This is a genomic window from Micromonospora sp. FIMYZ51 (assembly GCF_038246755.1).
Taxonomy (GTDB): Bacteria; Actinomycetota; Actinomycetes; order Mycobacteriales; family Micromonosporaceae; genus Micromonospora.
In genome coordinates this window covers 1,637,673-1,655,526 of record NZ_CP134706.1, presented here as the reverse complement: position 1 = coordinate 1,655,526, position 17,854 = coordinate 1,637,673, and the positions used below count along the sequence as shown (strand labels likewise).

The following is a 17,854-nucleotide window of genomic DNA, read 5'->3' as shown; positions in this document are numbered from 1 at the left end:
ACCCCGCCGGCCCGCCGGTCGACGCCGTGCTCGACCTGCGTGACGTGCATCGCACCCATGGCAGCGGTCCGGCCGCAGTGCACGCCCTGCGCGGGGTCAGCCTGGCCGTGCGCCCCGGCGAACTGGTCGCCGTGATGGGGCCCTCCGGCTCCGGCAAGTCGACCCTGCTCACCCTGGCCGGCGGGCTGGACAGCCCGACCGCCGGTGAGGTGTACGTCGAGGGGCAGCCGCTGCACTCGCTGGACCGCAACGAGCTGGCCCGGTTGCGCCGCCGCCGGATCGGCTACATCTTCCAGCAGCTCAACCTCATCGGCGGGCTCACCGCCGAGGAGAACGTCGCGCTTCCGCTCGAACTCGACGGCGCGGGGGTACGCCGGGCCCGCCGGCTCGCCCGGGACGCCCTGACCGAGGTGGGCCTGGCGGAGCTGGGTGACCGCTTCCCGGACCAGCTCTCCGGCGGCCAACAGCAGCGGGTCGCGATCGCCCGAGCGCTTGTCGGCGAGCGGCGCCTGGTGCTGGCCGACGAGCCGACCGGTGCGTTGGACTCGCAGACCGGCGAGGCGGTGCTGCGCCTGCTGCGCCGTCGGGTCGACGCGGGAGCCGCCGGGGTGCTGGTCACCCATGAGGCGCGCCACGCCGGCTGGGCGGACCGGGTGGTGTTCCTGCGCGACGGCAGGGCCGTCGACTCGACCGCCCCGCTGGCCGGCGTCGAGGCGCTGCTCGCCGGCAGCGACCGGTGAGCGGGGTGCCGCACCGCAGACCACAGCGGGCACGGCTGGTCGAGGCCGTCGGATCGTGGCGGGTGGCGCTGCGGATCGCCCGACGGGAGGCGAGGCGGGCCCGGGGGCGTACCGCGCTGGTGCTGGCAATGATCATCCTGCCGGTGCTGGCGCTCAGTTTCTTCGCGGTGAGCATGGAGATGTCCCGGCTGACTCCGGCCGAACGGGTGGACCGCCGACTCGGCGTCGCCGACGCGGAACTTCGGGTGGTGAGCAGCAACCCGATCGACCAGACCGCCGACGGTGGCGACTGGATCGTGCACGGCGACCACGACGGTCCGGGACAGCTCGACCTGCCCGGGATCCGGGAGCTGTTGCCCGAGGGCAGCCGGATTCTGCCGATGCACCGGTGGGGTTACCTGTCCATCTGGGACGGTGACCGGCTCCGCAGCGACATCCCCGCCACCCTGGTCGACCTCTCCGATCCACTCGGACGTGGGCTGGTCCGGGTGCACGCCGGCCGGGTGCCGGCAACCCCCCACGAGATCGTGGTGAACCCGGCCGCTCAGCGCTGGTTGACGGTTGACATCGGCGACCGGATCATCGCCGCCGACGGCACGGATCGAAGCGTCGTCGGCGTGGTCGAACTTCCCGAGCAGCTGACCCCGATGGTGATGCTGCACCCGACCGGGATGCCGGTCACCGCCGAGAGGTCGGACACCAGCTACCTGGTCGACCTGCCCGGCCAGTTCACCGACGACCTGTTCCGGCAGTTCAACCAGCGCGGTGTCGTGGTCACCGCCCGGGTGCCCGCGCCGGACAGCTCGGCGGTGCCGTCCCCCGCCCGGTCCCAGCCGTGGAGTGTGGAGGAGGTGAGCACCGGCGTGCTGGCGGGCGGCCTCGGTCTGCTTGAGGTGGTGCTGCTGGTCGGCCCGGCCTTCGCGGTCGGCGTACGGCGACGGCGGCGAGACCTCGCACTGGTCGCGGTGGCCGGCGGCGACGCCGCCCAGCTGCGCCGGGTGGTGCTCGCCGACGGCGTGGTGCTGGGCTGCCTCGGTGCCGCGGTCGGCATCGCGCTCGGGATAGCCGCGGCATTCGCCGGCCGGCCACTTGTCGAGCAGTTCATCTTCGGGCAACGATTCGGCGGATACCGCGTCTGGCCGGCAGCCCTGATCGTGATCGCGCTGGTCGCGGTGCTCGCCGGCGTGCTGGCCGCGCTGGCGCCGGCGTGGACGGCGGCCCGGCAGGACGTGGTGGCCGGGCTCGCCGGTCGCCGGACCCCGCCGAGACACTCCCGCCGCTGGCTGGTCACCGGCCTGCTGCTGGCCGTCGGCGGGGTCGGGGTGGCCGGGGTCGGCGCGGTGCTTACCTCGCAGGCGGTCATCCTCACCGGGTTGGTCATCGGTGAGCTCGGTCTGGTCTGCGCCACCCCGACCCTGGTGGGGCTGCTGGCCCGACTCGGTCGGATCCTCCCGCTGGCGCCCCGGATCGCGCTACGCGACGCCAGCCGCAACCGTTCCTCGGCGGCACCGGCCATCTCCGCGGTGATGGCCGCGGTGGCCGGCAGCGTCGCCCTCGGGCTGATGCTCGCCAGCGACCAGCAGCGCTCCGACCTTCGCTACCCGCCTGACCTGCCGCAGCACACGGTGCTCGTCTCGGACGCCGGGACGCCCGACGCGCAGCTGCCCACCGGCAACGAGATCGCCGGCCCGGCCCGGCAACACCTCGGTGCCCGGACGATCGCCCCGCTGATCTCGATCGGTTGCCCGGGGATGGCCGAGGGCTGCCTGGTCACTCCGGTGCTGCCGGCCGAACGGGCCTGCCCGTGGCAGGGGCACGAGCCGCTCAGCGAGGCGCAGCAGCGGCAGGCCCGGGCCCACCCCCGCTGCCAGGGACCGGCCGACGACTACTACGAGCAGTATCCCCGCACGGTGGTGGACGACGGGACGGCCCTGCCGATCCTGACCGGCGCCGGGCCCGAGGACGTCGCCGCCGCCACCGCCACCCTGCGAGCCGGCGGCGCGGTGCTCACCGACAATCGATACCTGCTCGACGGCCAGCTGCGGCTCAGCGTCCGCAGCAGTATCGAGGAGCCGGTACGCCCCGCGAACACCACGCTCGTGCCCGGTTTCACCATGGAGACCGGGATGGGTACCACCTGGCTCGTGCTCTCGCCAGCCGCGGCCGAGCGCCTCGGCCTGCTGGCCGAGCAGACCGGGTGGGCACTCGACGTCGATGAGGCACCGGACGAGCAGCGCCAGCAGCAGTTTGCCGCCGCGACCCGCTCGTTCGCCTCGCTCTCGCTGGAGTTCCACACCGCCCGGGGCAGCGGCGAGACCATGCCACTGCTGCTGTTGCTCGCCGGGGTGTCCGCAGTGGTCACCGTGGGAGCCGCCGGCATCGCCACCGGCCTCGCCGCAGCGGAGGGCCGCGCCGACCTGTCCACCCTCGCCGCGGTCGGCGCCAGTCCCGGCGTACGCCGCCTGCTGTCGCTCTGCCAGGCCGGGGTGATCGCCGGTCTCGGCTCGGTGCTGGGCATCGTCGCCGGTTTCGCCGCGGCGATGACCATTCTTGTCTTCACCAATCGCCGGTACGCCGAGAGTTGGCCGATCGAGCCGTCGTATCCCCTGGTGATCCCGTGGGTCACCCTCGGCGTGCTGGTCGTCGTGCCGCTGATCGCGATGCTCGGAGCGGCGCTGTTCACCCGCTCCCGGCTGCCGGTCGAGCGCCGCCTGGACTGATCGGGCGTACCGCATCGCGCGCCGGCGAGGCAGACTGTCCGGGTGTCCGTTCTGGGAAGCCTCACCCGCCGGGTTGGTCATCAGCGCTGGTTCGCCGCCACCATGCGCCTGTTGGTGCCGCTCGACCGGGTGGTCGGGCGGCTCACCCGGGGACGGGTGGTGGCGCTCGGCCTCGTGCCGTCCCTGGTGATCACCACCACCGGCCGGCGGTCCGGTCAGCCCCGCAGCAACCCGCTGCTGTACGTGCCGGACGGCGACGCGTACGTGGTGGTCGGCTCGAACTGGGGCCAGCAGCACCAGCCCGCCTGGGCACTCAACCTGCTCGCCCAGCCGAACGCCGAGGTCGACGTGGCGGGACGCCGGTTACCGGTACGCGCCGAGATGGCGACCGGCCCCGAACGCGAGCGGCTGTGGCGGGTGTTGGTCGCCGAGTGGCCGGCCTACGAGGCGTACGTCGAACGGGCCGGCGGGCGCGAGATCCGGATCTTCCGCCTGGTGCCGGCGGCACCAGGCACGCCCGGTCCGCCCGGCTAGGCACCGGCACGCCCGGTCCGCCCGGCCAGGCACCGGCACGCCCGGCCAGACACCGGACGGGGCCCGGCACGCCCGGCGACACCGGCCGGCCGCCTCCCCCGGCAGCACGGCACTAGGGTTGCGGTGACCGGGCCGTCGCTGACGGCGATGGTGACGCGATCGCGGGGTGGTCGGCGTGGACGATGTCCAGGAACACCGGGACGATCCGCGCTGGAAGGTGGCCGAACGGATCACCGAGGCGGCCCGGCGACGCTTTCCGGCCGACGTGCTCGCGGTGGCCGTGCACGGGCCGCTGGCCCACGGCGACGACGACGGGGGCGGCGACGGCGAGGTCGGGCTGCTGCTCGTCACGTACCGGCCCGGCACGGGACCGTCCTCGACCACCCGCCGGGTGGAAAACGTCCTGGTCAGCCTGACCGTGGTCGCCGCCGAGGAGCGGCTGCGCCAGGCCCGGCAGCTGACCTCGCGGTGGCCGCTGGTCGCCGACCGCTACCTGACCACCCGGGCGTTGCACGACCCGACCGACTGGCTGCGGACCCTGCGCGACGAGCACCTCGGCCGGTTGGCCCGGGCCCGCCCGGCGGAGTTCACGGCGGCGGCCCGGACCGCGTGGTACCGGGGCAGCGCCGCGCACGCGCGGGCCGCCCGGCTCGCCGAGTGGTACGAGACGGATCAGGCACTGTTGATGCTCGGCGAGGCCCGGCTGGCCGCTGCGACGGTCAACGGCCTGCTCAGCCGCACCTACTTCCGCGACCCGGGGGACGCCGTCCGCCGCACCGGCCTGGCCGGTGCCGACATGACCGAGGTGGGCCGGGTCCTGACCAGCCAGTCAACCGAGCTGGCCGCCCGGGGCCACCCGGTGGACGGCAGCATCCAGGATCTGCTCACTGCCCGTTAGAAAGCGCCCTGGACGCCGATCAGTGCGCCGATCACGTAGGTGGCCGCCGCGGCGGCGGCACCCATGAGCAGCTGACGCAGGCCGGCGCGCCACCAGGGGCGGTTGGTGAACCGGGCGACGACCGCACCGGCGATGAACAGCCCGAGCCCGCCCACCAGCAGGGCCAGCGCCAGGCTGGTCGCGCCGAACAGGTACGGCAGCAGCGGCACCAACGCACCGACGGAGAAGCAGAGGAACGAGGAGATCGCGGCCGTCCACGGGTTGGGTTGCTCGTCCGGGTTGACGCCAAGTTCCTCCTGGACGTGCACCCGGAGCGCCTGCTCCGGGTTCTCGCGGATCGCCTCGGCGACCTGGGTGGCGAGATCCGGCGGCAGGCCCCGGGCGATCCAGATCTCGGCCAGTTCCCGGGCCTCGGCCTCCGGGTGCCGCTCCAGTTCGCGCCGTTCCTTGGCTACCTCGGCGGCGATCTGCTCGTTGGCCGAGCGGACGCTTGTGTACTCGCCGAGCGCCATCGAGATGGCACCGGCGACGAGGCCGGCAGTGCCGGTCAGCACGATGTTGCGCGGCGAGACACCGCCGCCGCCGACCCCCGCGATGAGGGCGATGTTGGTGACCAGTCCGTCCATCGCGCCGAAGACGGCCGGCCGTAGCCAGCCGCCGCTGACGTCCGCGTGGTGCGACTCCCGAAGCGCCGCCGGGGTCTCGGTCACGGCAGGGTCAGGATCTCGTGGCCATCCTCGGTCACCAGGATGGTGTGCTCGAACTGGGCCGTCCACTTCCGGTCCTTGGTGACCACCGTCCAGCCGTCCTCCCACAGGTCGTACTGGTGGGTGCCGAGGGTGATCATGGGCTCGATGGTGAACGTCATACCCGGCTCCATCACGTCGGTGGGCCGAGGGCTGTCGTAGTGCGGAACGTACAGCCCGCTGTGAAAGGACTCACCGATGCCGTGGCCGGTGAAGTCGCGGACCACGCCGTAACCGAAGCGTTTCGCGTACGACTCGATGACCCGACCGATGACGTTGATCTGCCGGCCCGGGGCGACCGCCCGGATGCCCCGCATCATGGCCTCGTGGGTCCGCTCGACCAGCAGCCGGGCCTCCTCGCTCACCTCACCGACGCAGAAGGTCGCGTCGGTGTCGCCGTGCACGCCGCCGACGAAGGCTGTGACATCGACGTTGATGATGTCGCCGTCGGCCAGCACGGTGGAGTCGGGGATGCCGTGGCAGATCACCTCGTTCAGGCTGGTGCAGCAGGACTTCGGGAAGCCCTTGTAACCCAGCGTCGAGGGGTAGGCGTCGTGGTCGACGAGGAATTCGTGGACCACCCGGTCGATCTCGTCCGTGGTCACGCCGGGCTTGCAGTGCTCCCCGGCGAGCTGCACCGCCTGGGCGGCGATCCGGCTCGCCACACGCATCCGCTCGATGATCTCCGGAGTCTGCACGTGCGACCCCTGCCAGGGACGGGGTGCCTTCTTGCCCACGTACTCCGGTCGCGGAATGTGGGCGGGCACCGGCCGCCAGGGAGAGAGCGTGCCGGGGGTCAGCGGCGCACGGACGGTCATGGCGCAAGCCTATCGCCGAGCGTCGGGTGACTCCCACCACCGTCCGGCGCGGGAGGTTGTTGCCCCACCCCTTGCGCTGTGTCAAGGTGTCAGCGTGGATCAAGGGGGTGCAGCTCACGTCTTCTCCGTCAGCGCGGAGATCGACGACGACCACCTCCGGGTGGTGGTGACCGGTGAGGTCGACATGGCGACCGCGGACACCATGTTCCAGACCGCGCTGCGCGAGCCGGCCACCCGCGTCACGCTCGACCTGCGCGCGGTGACCTTCTTCGACTCGGCGGCCATCCACGCCCTGGTCCGGCTCGCCGGCCGCTATCCGGATTCGCTCACGGTGTTGCCGTCGCGGCAGGTCAGCCGGGTGCTGGAGATCGCCGGTCTGGCCGAACAGCGCTGGCTGAGCGGCAAGTGAGCTGCGCTGCGTTCAGGAGTTGAGCCGCCGACGCAGGGTGACCTCGGTCCCCTCCGGCGTACGACTGACCGACAGCTCCCCGAGTGCCTGGATCAGGGACAGGCCCCGCCCCCGGAACCCTGACCCCGTCGACTCCCGCCACCGGCCGGTGTCCCGCACGGTCGCCACGACCGTGCGGTCCTCCACGCCCACCTCGATGTCGATCGTCGGTTCCGCCGGGTCGACCGGGTGTTCGATGGCGTTCGCCGCCGCCTCGGAGACCGCCACGGTGAGGTCGAACAGATCGGTCTCGCTCACCCCGTGCGCGACCAGGAATTCCTCCAGCCGCTTGCGCAGCACGCTCAGCCGGGTGGGGTCGGCCGGCAGCCGCAGGGTCAACCGGTTGAGTTCGGCGGCCTCCAGCGCGAGCACCGCCACGTCGTCGCGGCGGGGCCGGTCGACGACCCGCTCGACGACCGTGTCGATCAGGCTGGTCACGTCCGCCACGGATCGGGTCGCGTCGGCGCGCAGCTGGGCCAGGGAGACGTCGATGCCGACCTGCCGGTCCTCGATCAGGCCGTCGGTGTAGAGCAGGAGACGGTCGCCGGCCCGCAGCTCGCCGGTGACCGTCCCGTACTCCGTACCGGGGATGGCCCCGACCGGCGGGCCGAGAGCCCGGTCGTACAGGAACGCCGCGTCGTCGCCGCGGATCAGCAGCGGGGACGGGTGGCCGGCGCTGGCGTACCGCAGTTGATTGGTACGCGGGCTGAACCAGACCGAGAAGACGGTGGCGAACGAGCGCGACTCGGTGGAGTCCACCAGCCGGTTGAGCCGGGTCAGCGACTCGCCCGGACCGAAGCCCTCAAGCACGTACGCGCGCAGCGCGTTGCGCAACTGACCCATACTGGCGGCGGCTGCTACGCCCTTGCCGACCACGTCCCCGATGACCAGTACGAGTTCGTCGTCGTCGCGGGCGATCACGTCGTACCAGTCGCCGCCGATCTCGACCTCAGCGCTGCCGGGCAGGTATCGGCTGGCCACCAGGGCACCGGGCAGCTGGGGCAGGCGCTGCGGCAGCAGGCTGTGTTGCAGGGTGGTGGCGATGCGGTGCTCGGCCTCGTAGAGCTGGGCGTTCTCCAGGCGTACGCCGACCAGCCGGGCCAGTTGGGTGAGCGCGGCCTCGTTGGTGTCGGTGCCTTCGGCCCCCGCGCGCCAGACCCGCAGCTCGCCGAGGCGTTGGCCGGCGACGCCGGTCAACGGCAGCAGGTACGTCGGCTCGGCGCTGGCCGCCCCGTCACCGGCCACATAGCGGGCGTCACCTGCGGAAACCTCCACCCGGACGGCCTCGGCGAGACTTAGCGCGTGCCGGGCCGTGACCTGGAGCACGTCGGCGGTGGAGCGGGCGGTGTTCACCGCGACCGCGACGTCGGCCAGGGCGTACAACCGTCGGACTATCTGACCGCGCAGCTGGCCCAGTTCCACGTTGGCCCGGACCCGGGCGACCAGCTCCTGTCCGGAGAAGGGCTTGGTCAGGTAGTCGTCGGCACCGACCGACAGGCCGGCCACCTCCTCGCCGACACCGGCGCGGGCGGTGAGCAGCACGATCGGCACGGACCGGGTACGCGGTTCCGCGCGCAGCGCGGCGACCAGACCGAAGCCGTCCAGCCGGGGCATCATCACGTCGGTCAGCACCAGGTCGAAGGTGCTTTCGGTGGCCAGGCGCAGGGCCTCGACCCCGTCGCCGGCCGTCACCACGTGCCAGGTCGGTTCGAGCAGCCGGACGACGTGTTCCCGCAGGTCTGGGTTGTCGTCCACGACCAGGATCCGGCCCGCCGCAACGGTGGGCGGACCCGCCGCCGGACGATCGGCGGGCAGCACGCTCCGGGAGGCCGGTGCGGGGCCGCCGCTCCAACGCGCGGTCTCGGCGACGAAGAGCGCAGCCTGCAACGGCTCCCGCTCGGGTCCGCTGGCGGCGGCCACCCGGTCGGCCGGCAGGTGGGCGGTGCCGAACGGGAGCGTGATGACGAAGCTGCTGCCCCGGTCGACCTGGCTGGTCGCGCTGATCCGACCGCCGTGCATCTCGACCAGTTCGCGGACCAGCGCCAGCCCGATCCCGGTGCCCTCATGGCTCCGCGACCGGGTCCCCGGTGCCCGATGGAAACGCTCGAAGACGTGCGGCAGTTCCTCCGGCGGGATGCCCACGCCGGTGTCGACGACCTCCAGGCGGGCGGCTCCGTCGATGGTCCGCAGCCGCACCGTGATCTCGCCCTCGAAGGTGAACTTCAGGGCGTTGGAGAGGAGGTTGAGGACGATCTTCTCCCACATGTCCTGGTCGACGTGGACCGGTTCGGGCAGGGCCGGGCAGTCGACCACCAGCCGCAGCCCGGCGCGCTCGGCGGCGGAGCGGAACGTGCTGGCCAGCCGGGTGGTGTAACTGGCCAGATCGATCGGCTCGTAGTACGCGACCAGCCGTTTCGACTCCAGCCGGGAGAAGTCGAGCACGGTGTTGACCAGCTTCAGCAGCCGCATCGCGTTGCGGTGCATGCTTGTCAACCGCTCGGTGTACGGCTCTGGCAGCACCGGGTCGGCGAGCATGTCCTCAAGCGGGCCCAGCACCAGCGTCAGTGGGGTCCGGAACTCGTGACTGACGTTGGCGAAGAAGTTGGTCTTGGCCAGGTCCAGGGCGGCCAGCGCCGCGACCCGGGCCTGTTCCTGCTCGTACGCCCGTTGCTTGCCGACGGCGCGGGAGATCTGCGCGGCGACCAACTCGACGAAGGTGCGGTAGTCGCGGGTGACCGGCAGCCGGCCGGCCAACCCCAGCACCAGCACTCCGGCCGGCTCGTTGGTCGCGCTGATCGGCAGCACCACCGCCTCCTCGGCGGCGTCGGCCGGTACGTGCCCGAGCAGGTCGACGGTGCGCACCGTGTCGGCGGTGCCGGCGGCGGCGAGCTCGACCAGGCGGGAGGGTGCTTCGACGCTGACCACCGCCTCCCCGCTGGCCCCGGCCGGGCGCAGGTACCCGTCGGCGTCGAGCAGGTAGAGCAGGGTGAACGGCAGATCCGGCCGGTGCCGGTCGAGCACGGCTGCGGCGGCCCGGCCGAGTTCCTCGGTGCTGCTCGGATCGGCCAACTCGGCACCAAGTTCGGCCAGGGCCTGTAGCCGGCGCTGACCCAGCACCCGGTCGGTGGTCTCGCTACAGATGCAGAGCACCCCGTTGATCGAGCCGTCCGCGCCCCGAATCGGGTCGTACGAGACGTCGAAGAAGACGTCCTCGACGAACCCGTGCCGGTTGAGCAGGAAGTGGTGGTCCCGCGCCTGATACGACTCGCCGTCGCGAAGCACGCCGGTAAGCAGCGGTTCGAGCACGTCCCAGGTCTCCGCCCAGTGCTCGCGCGCCGGCTGCCCGAGCACGGCGGGATGCTTGTCGCCGATCGTCGGCCGGTACGCGTCGTTGTAGAAGGCCCGCAGGTCCTCCCCCCAGAACATCGCGATCTGCGCCTTCGAGGCGAGCATCGTGCTGATCGCGTTACCCAGGGCCGCTGGCCAGCGGTCCGGGGCACCGAGCGGGCTGGCCGACCAGTCGTGGTCGCGCAGCAGTGCGCCCATCTCGCCGCCGCTGGCGAACGCCGCCGCGATCATCGGCGGAATCCCGTCACTCATTCCGGACGGATAGCCCCCGCCCGCACTCGCCTGGGCCGAGTTCATGCAGCCTCCCCGGCCGTGTCCACGACGCGTCCGATCATCAATTGCCGTGTTCCGCCTTCTACCCCGGCGGACCAGCAACGTAACGCCTCGGCACCCCCAGACGCTGTTTAGCGCCACCACTAGTGGATCAACGTATCGGCCGGTCACCGTGGGTGTCGGCGAAATCACAGGGGGGTGACGTACGCCCCGGTGATCCCGCCGTCGACGACGAACTGCGCAGCGGTCATGAAGGAGGCGTCGTCGCTGGCCAGGAAGGCGACGGCGGCGGCGATCTCGGCCGGTTCGCCGAAGCGTCCCATCGGTACGTGCACCAGCCGGCGCGCGGCCCGTTCCGGGTCGGCCGCGAACAACTCGCGCAGCAGCGGCGTGGCCACCGGCCCGGGACAGAGGGCGTTGACCCGGATCCCGTCCCGGGCGAACTGCACGCCCAACTCCCGGGTCAACGCCAGCACCCCGCCCTTGCTCGCGGTGTACGCGATCTGCGAAGTGGCCGCGCCCATCAGCGCGACGAAGGAGGCGGTGTTGATGATCGACCCACGGCCCTGCCGGCGCATGTGCGGGATGACGTACTTGCAGCAGAGGTAGACGCTCGTGGTGTTGACCCGCAGCACCCGCTCCCAGGCGTCCAGCCCGGTTTCCAGGATGGAGTCGTCGTCCGGCGGCGAGATACCGGCGTTGTTGAACGCGATGTCCACCCGCCCGTACTGCGCGGCCACCCCGTCGAAGAGGTCCCGCACCGCCGGCTCGTCGGCCACGTCGGCCGCGACGAAGCTGCCCGCCACCTCCTCGGCGGCCCGCTGACCGGCCTCGACGTCGATGTCCACGCAGACCACCCGGGCGCCCTCGGCGGCGAACCGGCGCACCGTGGCCAGCCCGATCCCGCTGCCCGCCCCGGTTACCACGGCGACTCGATCCTGCAACCGTCCCGGCATGCTCACTCCTCCGTGCTGGCTTGCTCCGTGCTGGCTTGCTCCGTGCTGGCTTGCTCCGTGCTGGCTTGCTCCGTGCTGGCTTGCTCCGTGCTGGCTTGCTCCGTGCTGATGAACACGTTCTTGACGTCGGTGAACGCGTGCAGGGCGTCCGGGCCCAACTCCCGGCCCAGCCCGGAGCGCTTCATCCCGCCGAACGGGGTCCAGTAACGCACCGAGGAGTGCGAGTTGACGCTCAGGTTGCCCGCCTCCACCGCCTGGGCCACCCGTAGCGCCCGGCCCACGTCACGGGTCCAGATCGACCCGGAGAGGCCGTACTCGGTGTCGTTTGCCAGCCGGATCGCGTCGGCCTCGTCGTCGAAGGGGAGCACCGAGACGACCGGGCCGAAGATCTCCTCCCGCCAGTGTCGGTCGGCTGGCGAGTCGGCGAGCAGCACCGTCGGGGCGTACCAGTAGCCGGGGCCGTCGGGGCAGGAGCCGGTGAACGCGACGTGCGCGCCGTCGACGTAGCCGGCGACGCGGTCCCGGTGCCCGGCCGAGATCAACGGGCCCATCTCGGTGCGCTCGTCGGCCGGGTCACCCACCCGGAAGGCACGCACCGCCGGTTCGAGCAGTTCGAGGAAGCGGTCGTAGACCGGGCGTTGAACCAGCAGCCGGGACCGGGCGCAGCAGTCCTGGCCGGCGTTGTCGAAGACCCCGTAGGGTGCGCTGGCCGCCGCCCGCTCCAGGTCGGCGTCGGCGAAGACCAGGTTCGCCGACTTGCCGCCCAGTTCCAGGGTGAGCCGCTTCACCTGGGCCGCGCACCCGGCCATGATCCGCGTACCGACCTCGGTGGAGCCGGTAAAGACGATCTTGCGTACGGCCGGGTGGGTGACGAACCGCTCGCCCACCACGTCGCCCCGGCCGGGCAGTACGGTGAACACGCCCTCGGGCAGCCCCGCCTCCAGTGCCAGTTCGGCCAGGCGCAGCGCGGTCAACGGGGTCAGTTCGGCGGGCTTGAGCACCACCGTGTTGCCGGCGGCCAGCGCGGGGGCGAATCCCCAGGCGGCGATCGGCATCGGAAAGTTCCACGGCACGATCACCCCGACCACGCCGAGTGGCTCGTGGAAGGTGACGTCCAGCCCGCCCGGCACCGGGATCTGCCGCCCGGTCAGCCGCTCCGGCGCTCCCGCGTAGTAGTCGAGTACGTCCCGGACATTGCCCGCCTCCCACCGCGCGTTCCCGATGGTGTGCCCCGCGTTGCGGACCTCTAGCCGCGCCAACTCCGCCACGTGCGCGTCCACCACCGCGGCGAACCGCCGCAACATCCGCGCCCGATCCCCCGCCGAAACCCCCCGCCACCGTGCATAGGCCAGGGCCGCCCGCGCCACCCCCTCATCAACCTCCCGCAGCGACGTCTCGACAACCTCCCCCACCCCGACCCCGGTAGCCGGATCCCTAACCACTCCCACCCGCACCCCTCCCCCTAGACCCGTCTCCCCTAGACCCGTCGATCTTGCACTTTTAGTCGGGACAAAAGCCATCTATCACCACAAATCACAGACCGAAAGTGCAAGATCGCGGGGGCGGGTGGGGCGGGGGCCGGGTGGGGTGGGGGGTCAGAGGCGTTCGAAGCCACGGGTTAGTTCCCAGTCGGTGACGGCGGCGTCGAAGGCGGACAACTCGACGCGGGCCATGTTGGCGTAGTGCTCGACCACCTCCTCGCCGAAGGCGGCGCGGGCCACCTCGGAGGACTGCCAGAGGGTGAGGGCGTCCCGGAGGGTGCCGGGAACCCGCTCGGCCGTCGGATCGTCGTACGCGTTGCCGGTGCACTCCTCGCCCAACTCAAGCTCGTGCTCGATGCCGTGCACGGCACCCGCCACCAGCGCCGCGATCGCCAGGTACGGGTTCACGTCCGCGCCCGGCACCCGGTTCTCCACCCGCATCCCCTGGCCGTGCCCCACCAGCCGCAACGCGCAGGTGCGGTTGTCGGTGCCCCAGCGCAGCGCGGTCGGGGCGAACGAGCCCGGCTGGTAACGCTTGTAGGAGTTGATGTTCGGGGCGAAGAGGAGGCTCATCTCCCGCATCGTGGCCAGCAGCCCGGCGAGCACCCGCTGACCGGTAACGCTGAGGTGGGCCGGCCCGTCGCCGAGCATGGCCGAGCGGCCGGCGGCGTCCCGCAGCGAGAAGTGGATGTGGCAGGAGTTGCCCTCCCGGTCGTTCGGCTTGGCCATGAAGGTGATCGACATGCCCTCCTGGGCGGCGATCTCCTTCGCCCCGTTCTTGTAGATCACGTGATGGTCGGCGCAGGCCACCGCCGCGTCGTACCGGAAGGCGATCTCGTGCTGGCCGAGGTTGCACTCGCCCTTGGCGCTCTCCGGCGTCAACCCGGCGCCGGCCATCTCGGTGCGGATGCGGCGCAGCAGCGGCTCCACCCGGGCCGTGCCGAGCAGCGAATAATCCACGTTGTACTGGTTGGCCGGCGTCAGGTCGCGGTAACCGCGGGAGAACGCCTGCTCGTACGAGTCACGGAACAGCACGAACTCCAGCTCGGTCCCGGCGTACGCGGTCAGCCCGTGCCCGGCCAGCCGGTCGAGCTGCCGGCGCAGGATCTGCCGGGGCGAGGCGGTCACCGCGCCGCTGCCGTCCAGCCACTCCAGGTCGGCCAGGAGCAGCGCGGTGCCGGGCTGCCACGGCACCCGACGCAGCGTGTCGAAGTCGGGCCGCATCGCGAAGTCGCCGTAGCCGCGTTCCCAGCTCGACATCGCGTACCCGTCGACGGTGTTCATGTCCACGTCCACGGCGAGCAGGTAGTTGCACCCCTCGCTGCCGTGCGCGACCACCTGGTCGAGGAAGTACGGCGCGTGGAACCGTTTGCCCTGCAACCGACCCTGCATGTCGACAAGGGCCAGCGCCACCGTGTCGATCTCGCCCTCGGCGACGGCGACCCGCAACTGTTCGAGCGTGAGCGGTGGTTTCCTCATCCGCCAGCCTCCATCACAATGGTCTACCGGCCGAGCCGATCACCGTCAACAAGACGCTCCGCTCGTACCCCCTCGCCCTCCCCCCGCAAACCGCAGGGGCCGCGGGTCGAGCCCAGCACCATCACCGTGCTGGACCCGACCCGTCTCATCGCCGGATGGCTGGAGCGGGGATCAGCCGGGCATGCGGCGCAGGAACACGTCGATCACGCCGTTGGTGTCGCCGGGCACCAGATTCGTGGCCGCCGAGGCGAAGGCGACGTGCCGGCCGTCCCGGGTGACCACCCCGTTGTAGCTGGCGTCGTTGCCCTCTCCGCCGTCGGCTGCCAGGCTGGCCCGGACGGTCGTGCCGGCGCGCAGGTCCCGGACGAACACGTCGGCCACACCATTGGTGTCGCCCGACACCAGATTCGTGGCCTCGGAGCTGAACGCCACGAACCGGCCGTCCGCGCTCATCATCGGGCCGTAACTGCTGCCCCCGCCGGCCTGCCCACCGGCGGCCGGCACGCTGACCCGGGCGGTCGTGCCGGCGCGCAGGTCCCGGACGAACACGTCGGCCACACCATTGGTGTCGCCCGACACCAGATTCGTGGCCTCGGAGCTGAACGCCACGAACCGGCCGTCCGCGCTCACCGTCGGGGAGACGGTGAGACCGTTCGCCTGTCCGCCGGAGGTGGCGACGTTGGCCCGCCGGAGGCTGCCGGTACGCAGGTCACGGAGGAAGACGTCGGCTGTGCCGTTGGTGTCGCCGGGCACCAGATTCGTGGCTTCGGAGGTGAACGCCACGAACCGGCCGTCGGCGCTGATCGCCGGTGCGTCGGACGCCGCATCGGCGTTCGTGCCGCTGACCCGGACGGTGGTACCGGCCTGTCGGTCCCGCAGGAAAATGTCGGCCACGCCGTTGGTGTCACCCGACACCAGGTTCGTGGCGTCGGAGACGAACGCCACGAACCGGCCGTCGGCGCTGATCGCCGGTGCGTAGCTGCGGGCATCGGCCTGGGCGTCGCCGTCGGTAAGCGTGACCCGGCTGGTGCGGCCCGTGCGGCGGTCGTGGATGAAGCCGTCGGAGGCCCCGTTGGTGTCGCCGGGCACCAGATTGGCGGCTTCGGAGGTGAAGGAGACGTAGCGGCCATCTGGGCTCAGCGAGTGGCCGTAGCTGGAGCTGTCGCCCGCAACTCCCGCAGTCGACTGGCTGACGCGACTCGTGGTGCCGGTTCGACGGTCGCGGATCAGCACGTCCCAGGTCTCGTTTGTGTCGCCCGGCGTCAGGTTCGGCGCGGCAGAGGTGAAGGCGACGTACTGGCCGTCCGCGCTCACCCCGAAGGGCTCGCTGCGGTACTCGACGGCCTGGCCGCCCGTGCTGTCCACACTGATCCGGGTGGTAGCTGGCGGTACGGCGGAAGCGGCGGCAGGCACGACGGCGAGGCCGCCGAGCACGGCGACGCCGACAGCGGCGATGCCGAGCTGACGGCGAGACCGTACGGTCCTGCGATGCGTGGTGGCGGGTGTCGCGAGTTGTGTCGTCATACCTGGTGTGTCTCGCGCTGACGGACAATTGTTCGCGCAGTCCGATACCCGACACTATCGACCTGCGGCCCGGTCTCCGCCTGAGTCACTGCCGATCCCGACGCCGGGCCCAGCCGAGAAAGCGGTCGTACAGGTCCGGGACGTGCTCCGGGTTGAGCTGGGCAAGCTGATCCCGGGCCTCCGCCATCAACCCGCTCAGGTAGAGCAACAATCCGATCCGGTCCTGCCGGTACTCCACCAACAGGGCCAGCCGGGCCGGCTGGCACGGCCACTCGGCAGCACAGTTGCGGCACCGCCAGAGCGGACGCATCGCCACGTGCGGGACCACCCGACGCCCCATCAGCGCACGCGCCATCTGCGGCCTGCGGCGTGGTCCCAGGCCACGAGGCACGGTACGGCAAGCGGGTGCGAACGGACAGACATGTCGACCTCCTCGACCGTGGAGGGGGTCGCCCCACCCGGCCGAAGCAGGGCGACCCCGCGCAGAAGCCCACCCCACCGCCGATCCCGACAGAGCAAGCCCGCATGAGCAACACTTGCCGACAGTGATGGGATCAGTACACGACGTTCATCTATTCTCAGGGACGTCCAGGACATCCATTGCGGAGGCAGGATGAACCTTGCACTTCAAGCAGCCATGGCCGAGGCCGGCGAAACGGCCGAGAGCTTGGCAGCTCAGACCGGGGTGGATCCCAAGACAGCGGCGCGTTGGATCTCGCCGGGACGCATTCCTCAGCCTCGGCGACGCGCGAAGGTGGCCGCACTCCTCGGCCGGGACGTTGGTGATCTGTGGCCCGATGTCCTCAGGCGGCGCGAGCCGCAATGGCTGCGCGAGTGGGTCGACTGGGAACGCGAGGCAGTGGCCCTGCGCTGGTTCGAACACACCTGGATTCCTGGCCTCCTGCAAACCGAGGCGTACGCGCGGGCCACGCTCGCCGGCGAGATGCTGGCCTCTAGTGATGTCGATGAACTCGTCGCGTCGCGGCTGGACCGGCAAGCCATCCTGCGCCGCGACCGTCCCCCGATGTTCGTCGCCGCAGTCTTCGAGGGGGTGCTCTACCAGTCGGCCTATGGAAACCGCGAGCTGATGCGCGAGCAGGTCACACACCTCGCGGCGTGCGCGGCGCTACCTGCGTTGCAGGTGCTTGTCGTACCGAAGGATGTCGGGATGTACCCAGGTCTCGGTGGCGGCTTCATCATCGCTGAACTGCCCGGCGGTGAGTACGTCGCCCACGCGGACAGTCAAGCGCGGGCAGAGATCGTTACGGGAGCCGAGGAAGTTGCTACGCTCAGCCGAAGGTGGGAACGCATCAGGGGTGAGTGCCTCTCCCGAGCCCAATCCCTGGATTTGATCAGGAAAGCGGCGGAATCATGGACGTGACCAGGGCGCAGTGGCGCAAGAGCACCAAGAGCGGCAACAACGGTGGGTCCTGTGTCGAGGTTGCCGACAACCTGCCCGGCGTCGTGCTGGTCCGCGACACCAAGGACCGCGACGGCGGCACCCTCCACCTCACCCCGTCGTCGTGGCAGTCCTTCGTCGACCTCGCCAAGCAGATCGGCCCCATGAGCTGACCCTGCCCGGCAGCCCGAAAAGGTCCGCCACCCAGGCAGCCCTTCCCTCGCCCGCTTTGCTCTGCTTCAACCCGCACCGCAGTGGAAGCCGCGAAGGCGGACGGGCGGTGGGGCGCCGCAAGCTGCCGTCGACCGCTTGACCAACGGCGTGCAGCGGGAATGGCGCAAACGCGAAAGGCAGGAAGATGTCCGTCTTCCTGCCACTCTCAACGTATATCGCACCCCGGGTCTTGCCGCAATACCCGGGTGGTGGCGCAGAATCTGCGACCGAAGCCGGGAACTGCGGAAACCCGAAATCCGCGACGGTACGCGCTGCC

The 17,854-nt window shown here is 71.4% G+C and carries 15 protein-coding genes; 7 read left to right on the top strand and 8 right to left on the bottom strand.

Translation table 11 applies throughout. The features are described from left to right. Positions 1-26: 26 nt before the first annotated feature. From QQG74_RS07740 to QQG74_RS07725, 4 genes are all read left to right on the top strand, one after another. Entirely contained in the window at positions 27-740 is a 714-nt protein-coding gene (locus tag QQG74_RS07740) for an ABC transporter ATP-binding protein (RefSeq protein WP_341721163.1), read from the top strand. After that, a complete protein-coding gene (locus tag QQG74_RS07735) occupies positions 737-3,460 on the top strand; it encodes an FtsX-like permease family protein (protein WP_341719607.1) in 2,724 nt (907 codons plus the stop codon). The genes QQG74_RS07740 and QQG74_RS07735 overlap by 4 nt, the downstream gene beginning before the upstream one ends. A gap of 42 nt (positions 3,461-3,502) precedes the next feature. Further along, a complete protein-coding gene (locus tag QQG74_RS07730) occupies positions 3,503-3,994 on the top strand; it encodes a nitroreductase/quinone reductase family protein (RefSeq protein WP_341719606.1) in 492 nt (163 codons plus the stop codon). A gap of 175 nt (positions 3,995-4,169) precedes the next feature. Then, positions 4,170-4,892, top strand: a complete 723-nt coding sequence (locus QQG74_RS07725) for a nucleotidyltransferase domain-containing protein (protein WP_341719605.1) — start codon at positions 4,170-4,172, stop codon at positions 4,890-4,892. Here QQG74_RS07725 and QQG74_RS07720 read toward each other — a convergent pair. Both QQG74_RS07720 and map read right to left on the bottom strand, forming a co-directional pair. Next, positions 4,889-5,602, bottom strand: coding sequence for a VIT1/CCC1 transporter family protein (locus QQG74_RS07720; RefSeq protein WP_341719604.1), 714 nt, complete (start codon positions 5,600-5,602; stop codon positions 4,889-4,891). The genes QQG74_RS07725 and QQG74_RS07720 overlap by 4 nt on opposite strands. After that, positions 5,599-6,456: a type I methionyl aminopeptidase gene (gene map, locus QQG74_RS07715; protein ID WP_341719603.1), complete on the bottom strand. Its 858-nt coding sequence runs from the start codon at positions 6,454-6,456 to the stop codon at positions 5,599-5,601. Before map ends, QQG74_RS07720 begins: the two co-directional genes overlap by 4 nt. A 94-nt stretch (positions 6,457-6,550) precedes the next feature. Between map and QQG74_RS07710 the strand changes: the two genes are divergently transcribed. Continuing rightward, positions 6,551-6,865: an STAS domain-containing protein gene (locus tag QQG74_RS07710; protein WP_341719602.1), complete on the top strand. Its 315-nt coding sequence runs from the start codon at positions 6,551-6,553 to the stop codon at positions 6,863-6,865. Positions 6,866-6,877: 12 nt separating this feature from the next. Here QQG74_RS07710 and QQG74_RS07705 read toward each other — a convergent pair whose 3' ends face one another. The 6 genes from QQG74_RS07705 to QQG74_RS07680 form a co-directional block, all read right to left on the bottom strand. Next, entirely contained in the window at positions 6,878-10,504 is a 3,627-nt protein-coding gene (locus QQG74_RS07705; RefSeq protein WP_341719601.1) for a SpoIIE family protein phosphatase, read from the bottom strand. A 209-nt stretch (positions 10,505-10,713) separates the two neighbouring features. After that, on the bottom strand, positions 10,714-11,481 hold the full coding sequence (locus tag QQG74_RS07700) for a 3-oxoacyl-ACP reductase (RefSeq protein ID WP_341719600.1): 768 nt from the start codon (positions 11,479-11,481) through the stop codon (positions 10,714-10,716). Between the two features lie 2 nt (positions 11,482-11,483). Further along, the gene (locus tag QQG74_RS07695; protein WP_341719599.1) at positions 11,484-12,929 is read right to left on the bottom strand and encodes an aldehyde dehydrogenase family protein; all 1,446 of its coding nucleotides are present in this window, start codon (positions 12,927-12,929) and stop codon (positions 11,484-11,486) included. A 147-nt stretch (positions 12,930-13,076) separates the two neighbouring features. Next, positions 13,077-14,441 (bottom strand): glutamine synthetase family protein, encoded by a 1,365-nt coding sequence (locus QQG74_RS07690; RefSeq protein ID WP_341719598.1) that lies wholly within the window; start codon positions 14,439-14,441, stop codon positions 13,077-13,079. A gap of 171 nt (positions 14,442-14,612) precedes the next feature. Next, a complete protein-coding gene (locus QQG74_RS07685) occupies positions 14,613-15,965 on the bottom strand; it encodes a hypothetical protein (protein WP_341719596.1) in 1,353 nt (450 codons plus the stop codon). Positions 15,966-16,050: 85 nt separating this feature from the next. Further along, complete coding sequence (locus tag QQG74_RS07680) at positions 16,051-16,320, bottom strand: flavin reductase (RefSeq protein WP_341719595.1); 270 nt, start codon at positions 16,318-16,320, stop codon at positions 16,051-16,053. A gap of 258 nt (positions 16,321-16,578) precedes the next feature. Here QQG74_RS07680 and QQG74_RS07675 point away from each other — a divergent pair, with 258 nt between their 5' ends. Next, entirely contained in the window at positions 16,579-17,346 is a 768-nt protein-coding gene (locus tag QQG74_RS07675; RefSeq protein WP_341719594.1) for a DUF5753 domain-containing protein, read from the top strand. Continuing rightward, a complete protein-coding gene (locus QQG74_RS07670; protein WP_341719593.1) occupies positions 17,337-17,537 on the top strand; it encodes a DUF397 domain-containing protein in 201 nt (66 codons plus the stop codon). The genes QQG74_RS07675 and QQG74_RS07670 overlap by 10 nt, the downstream gene beginning before the upstream one ends. Positions 17,538-17,854: the final 317 nt, after the last annotated feature.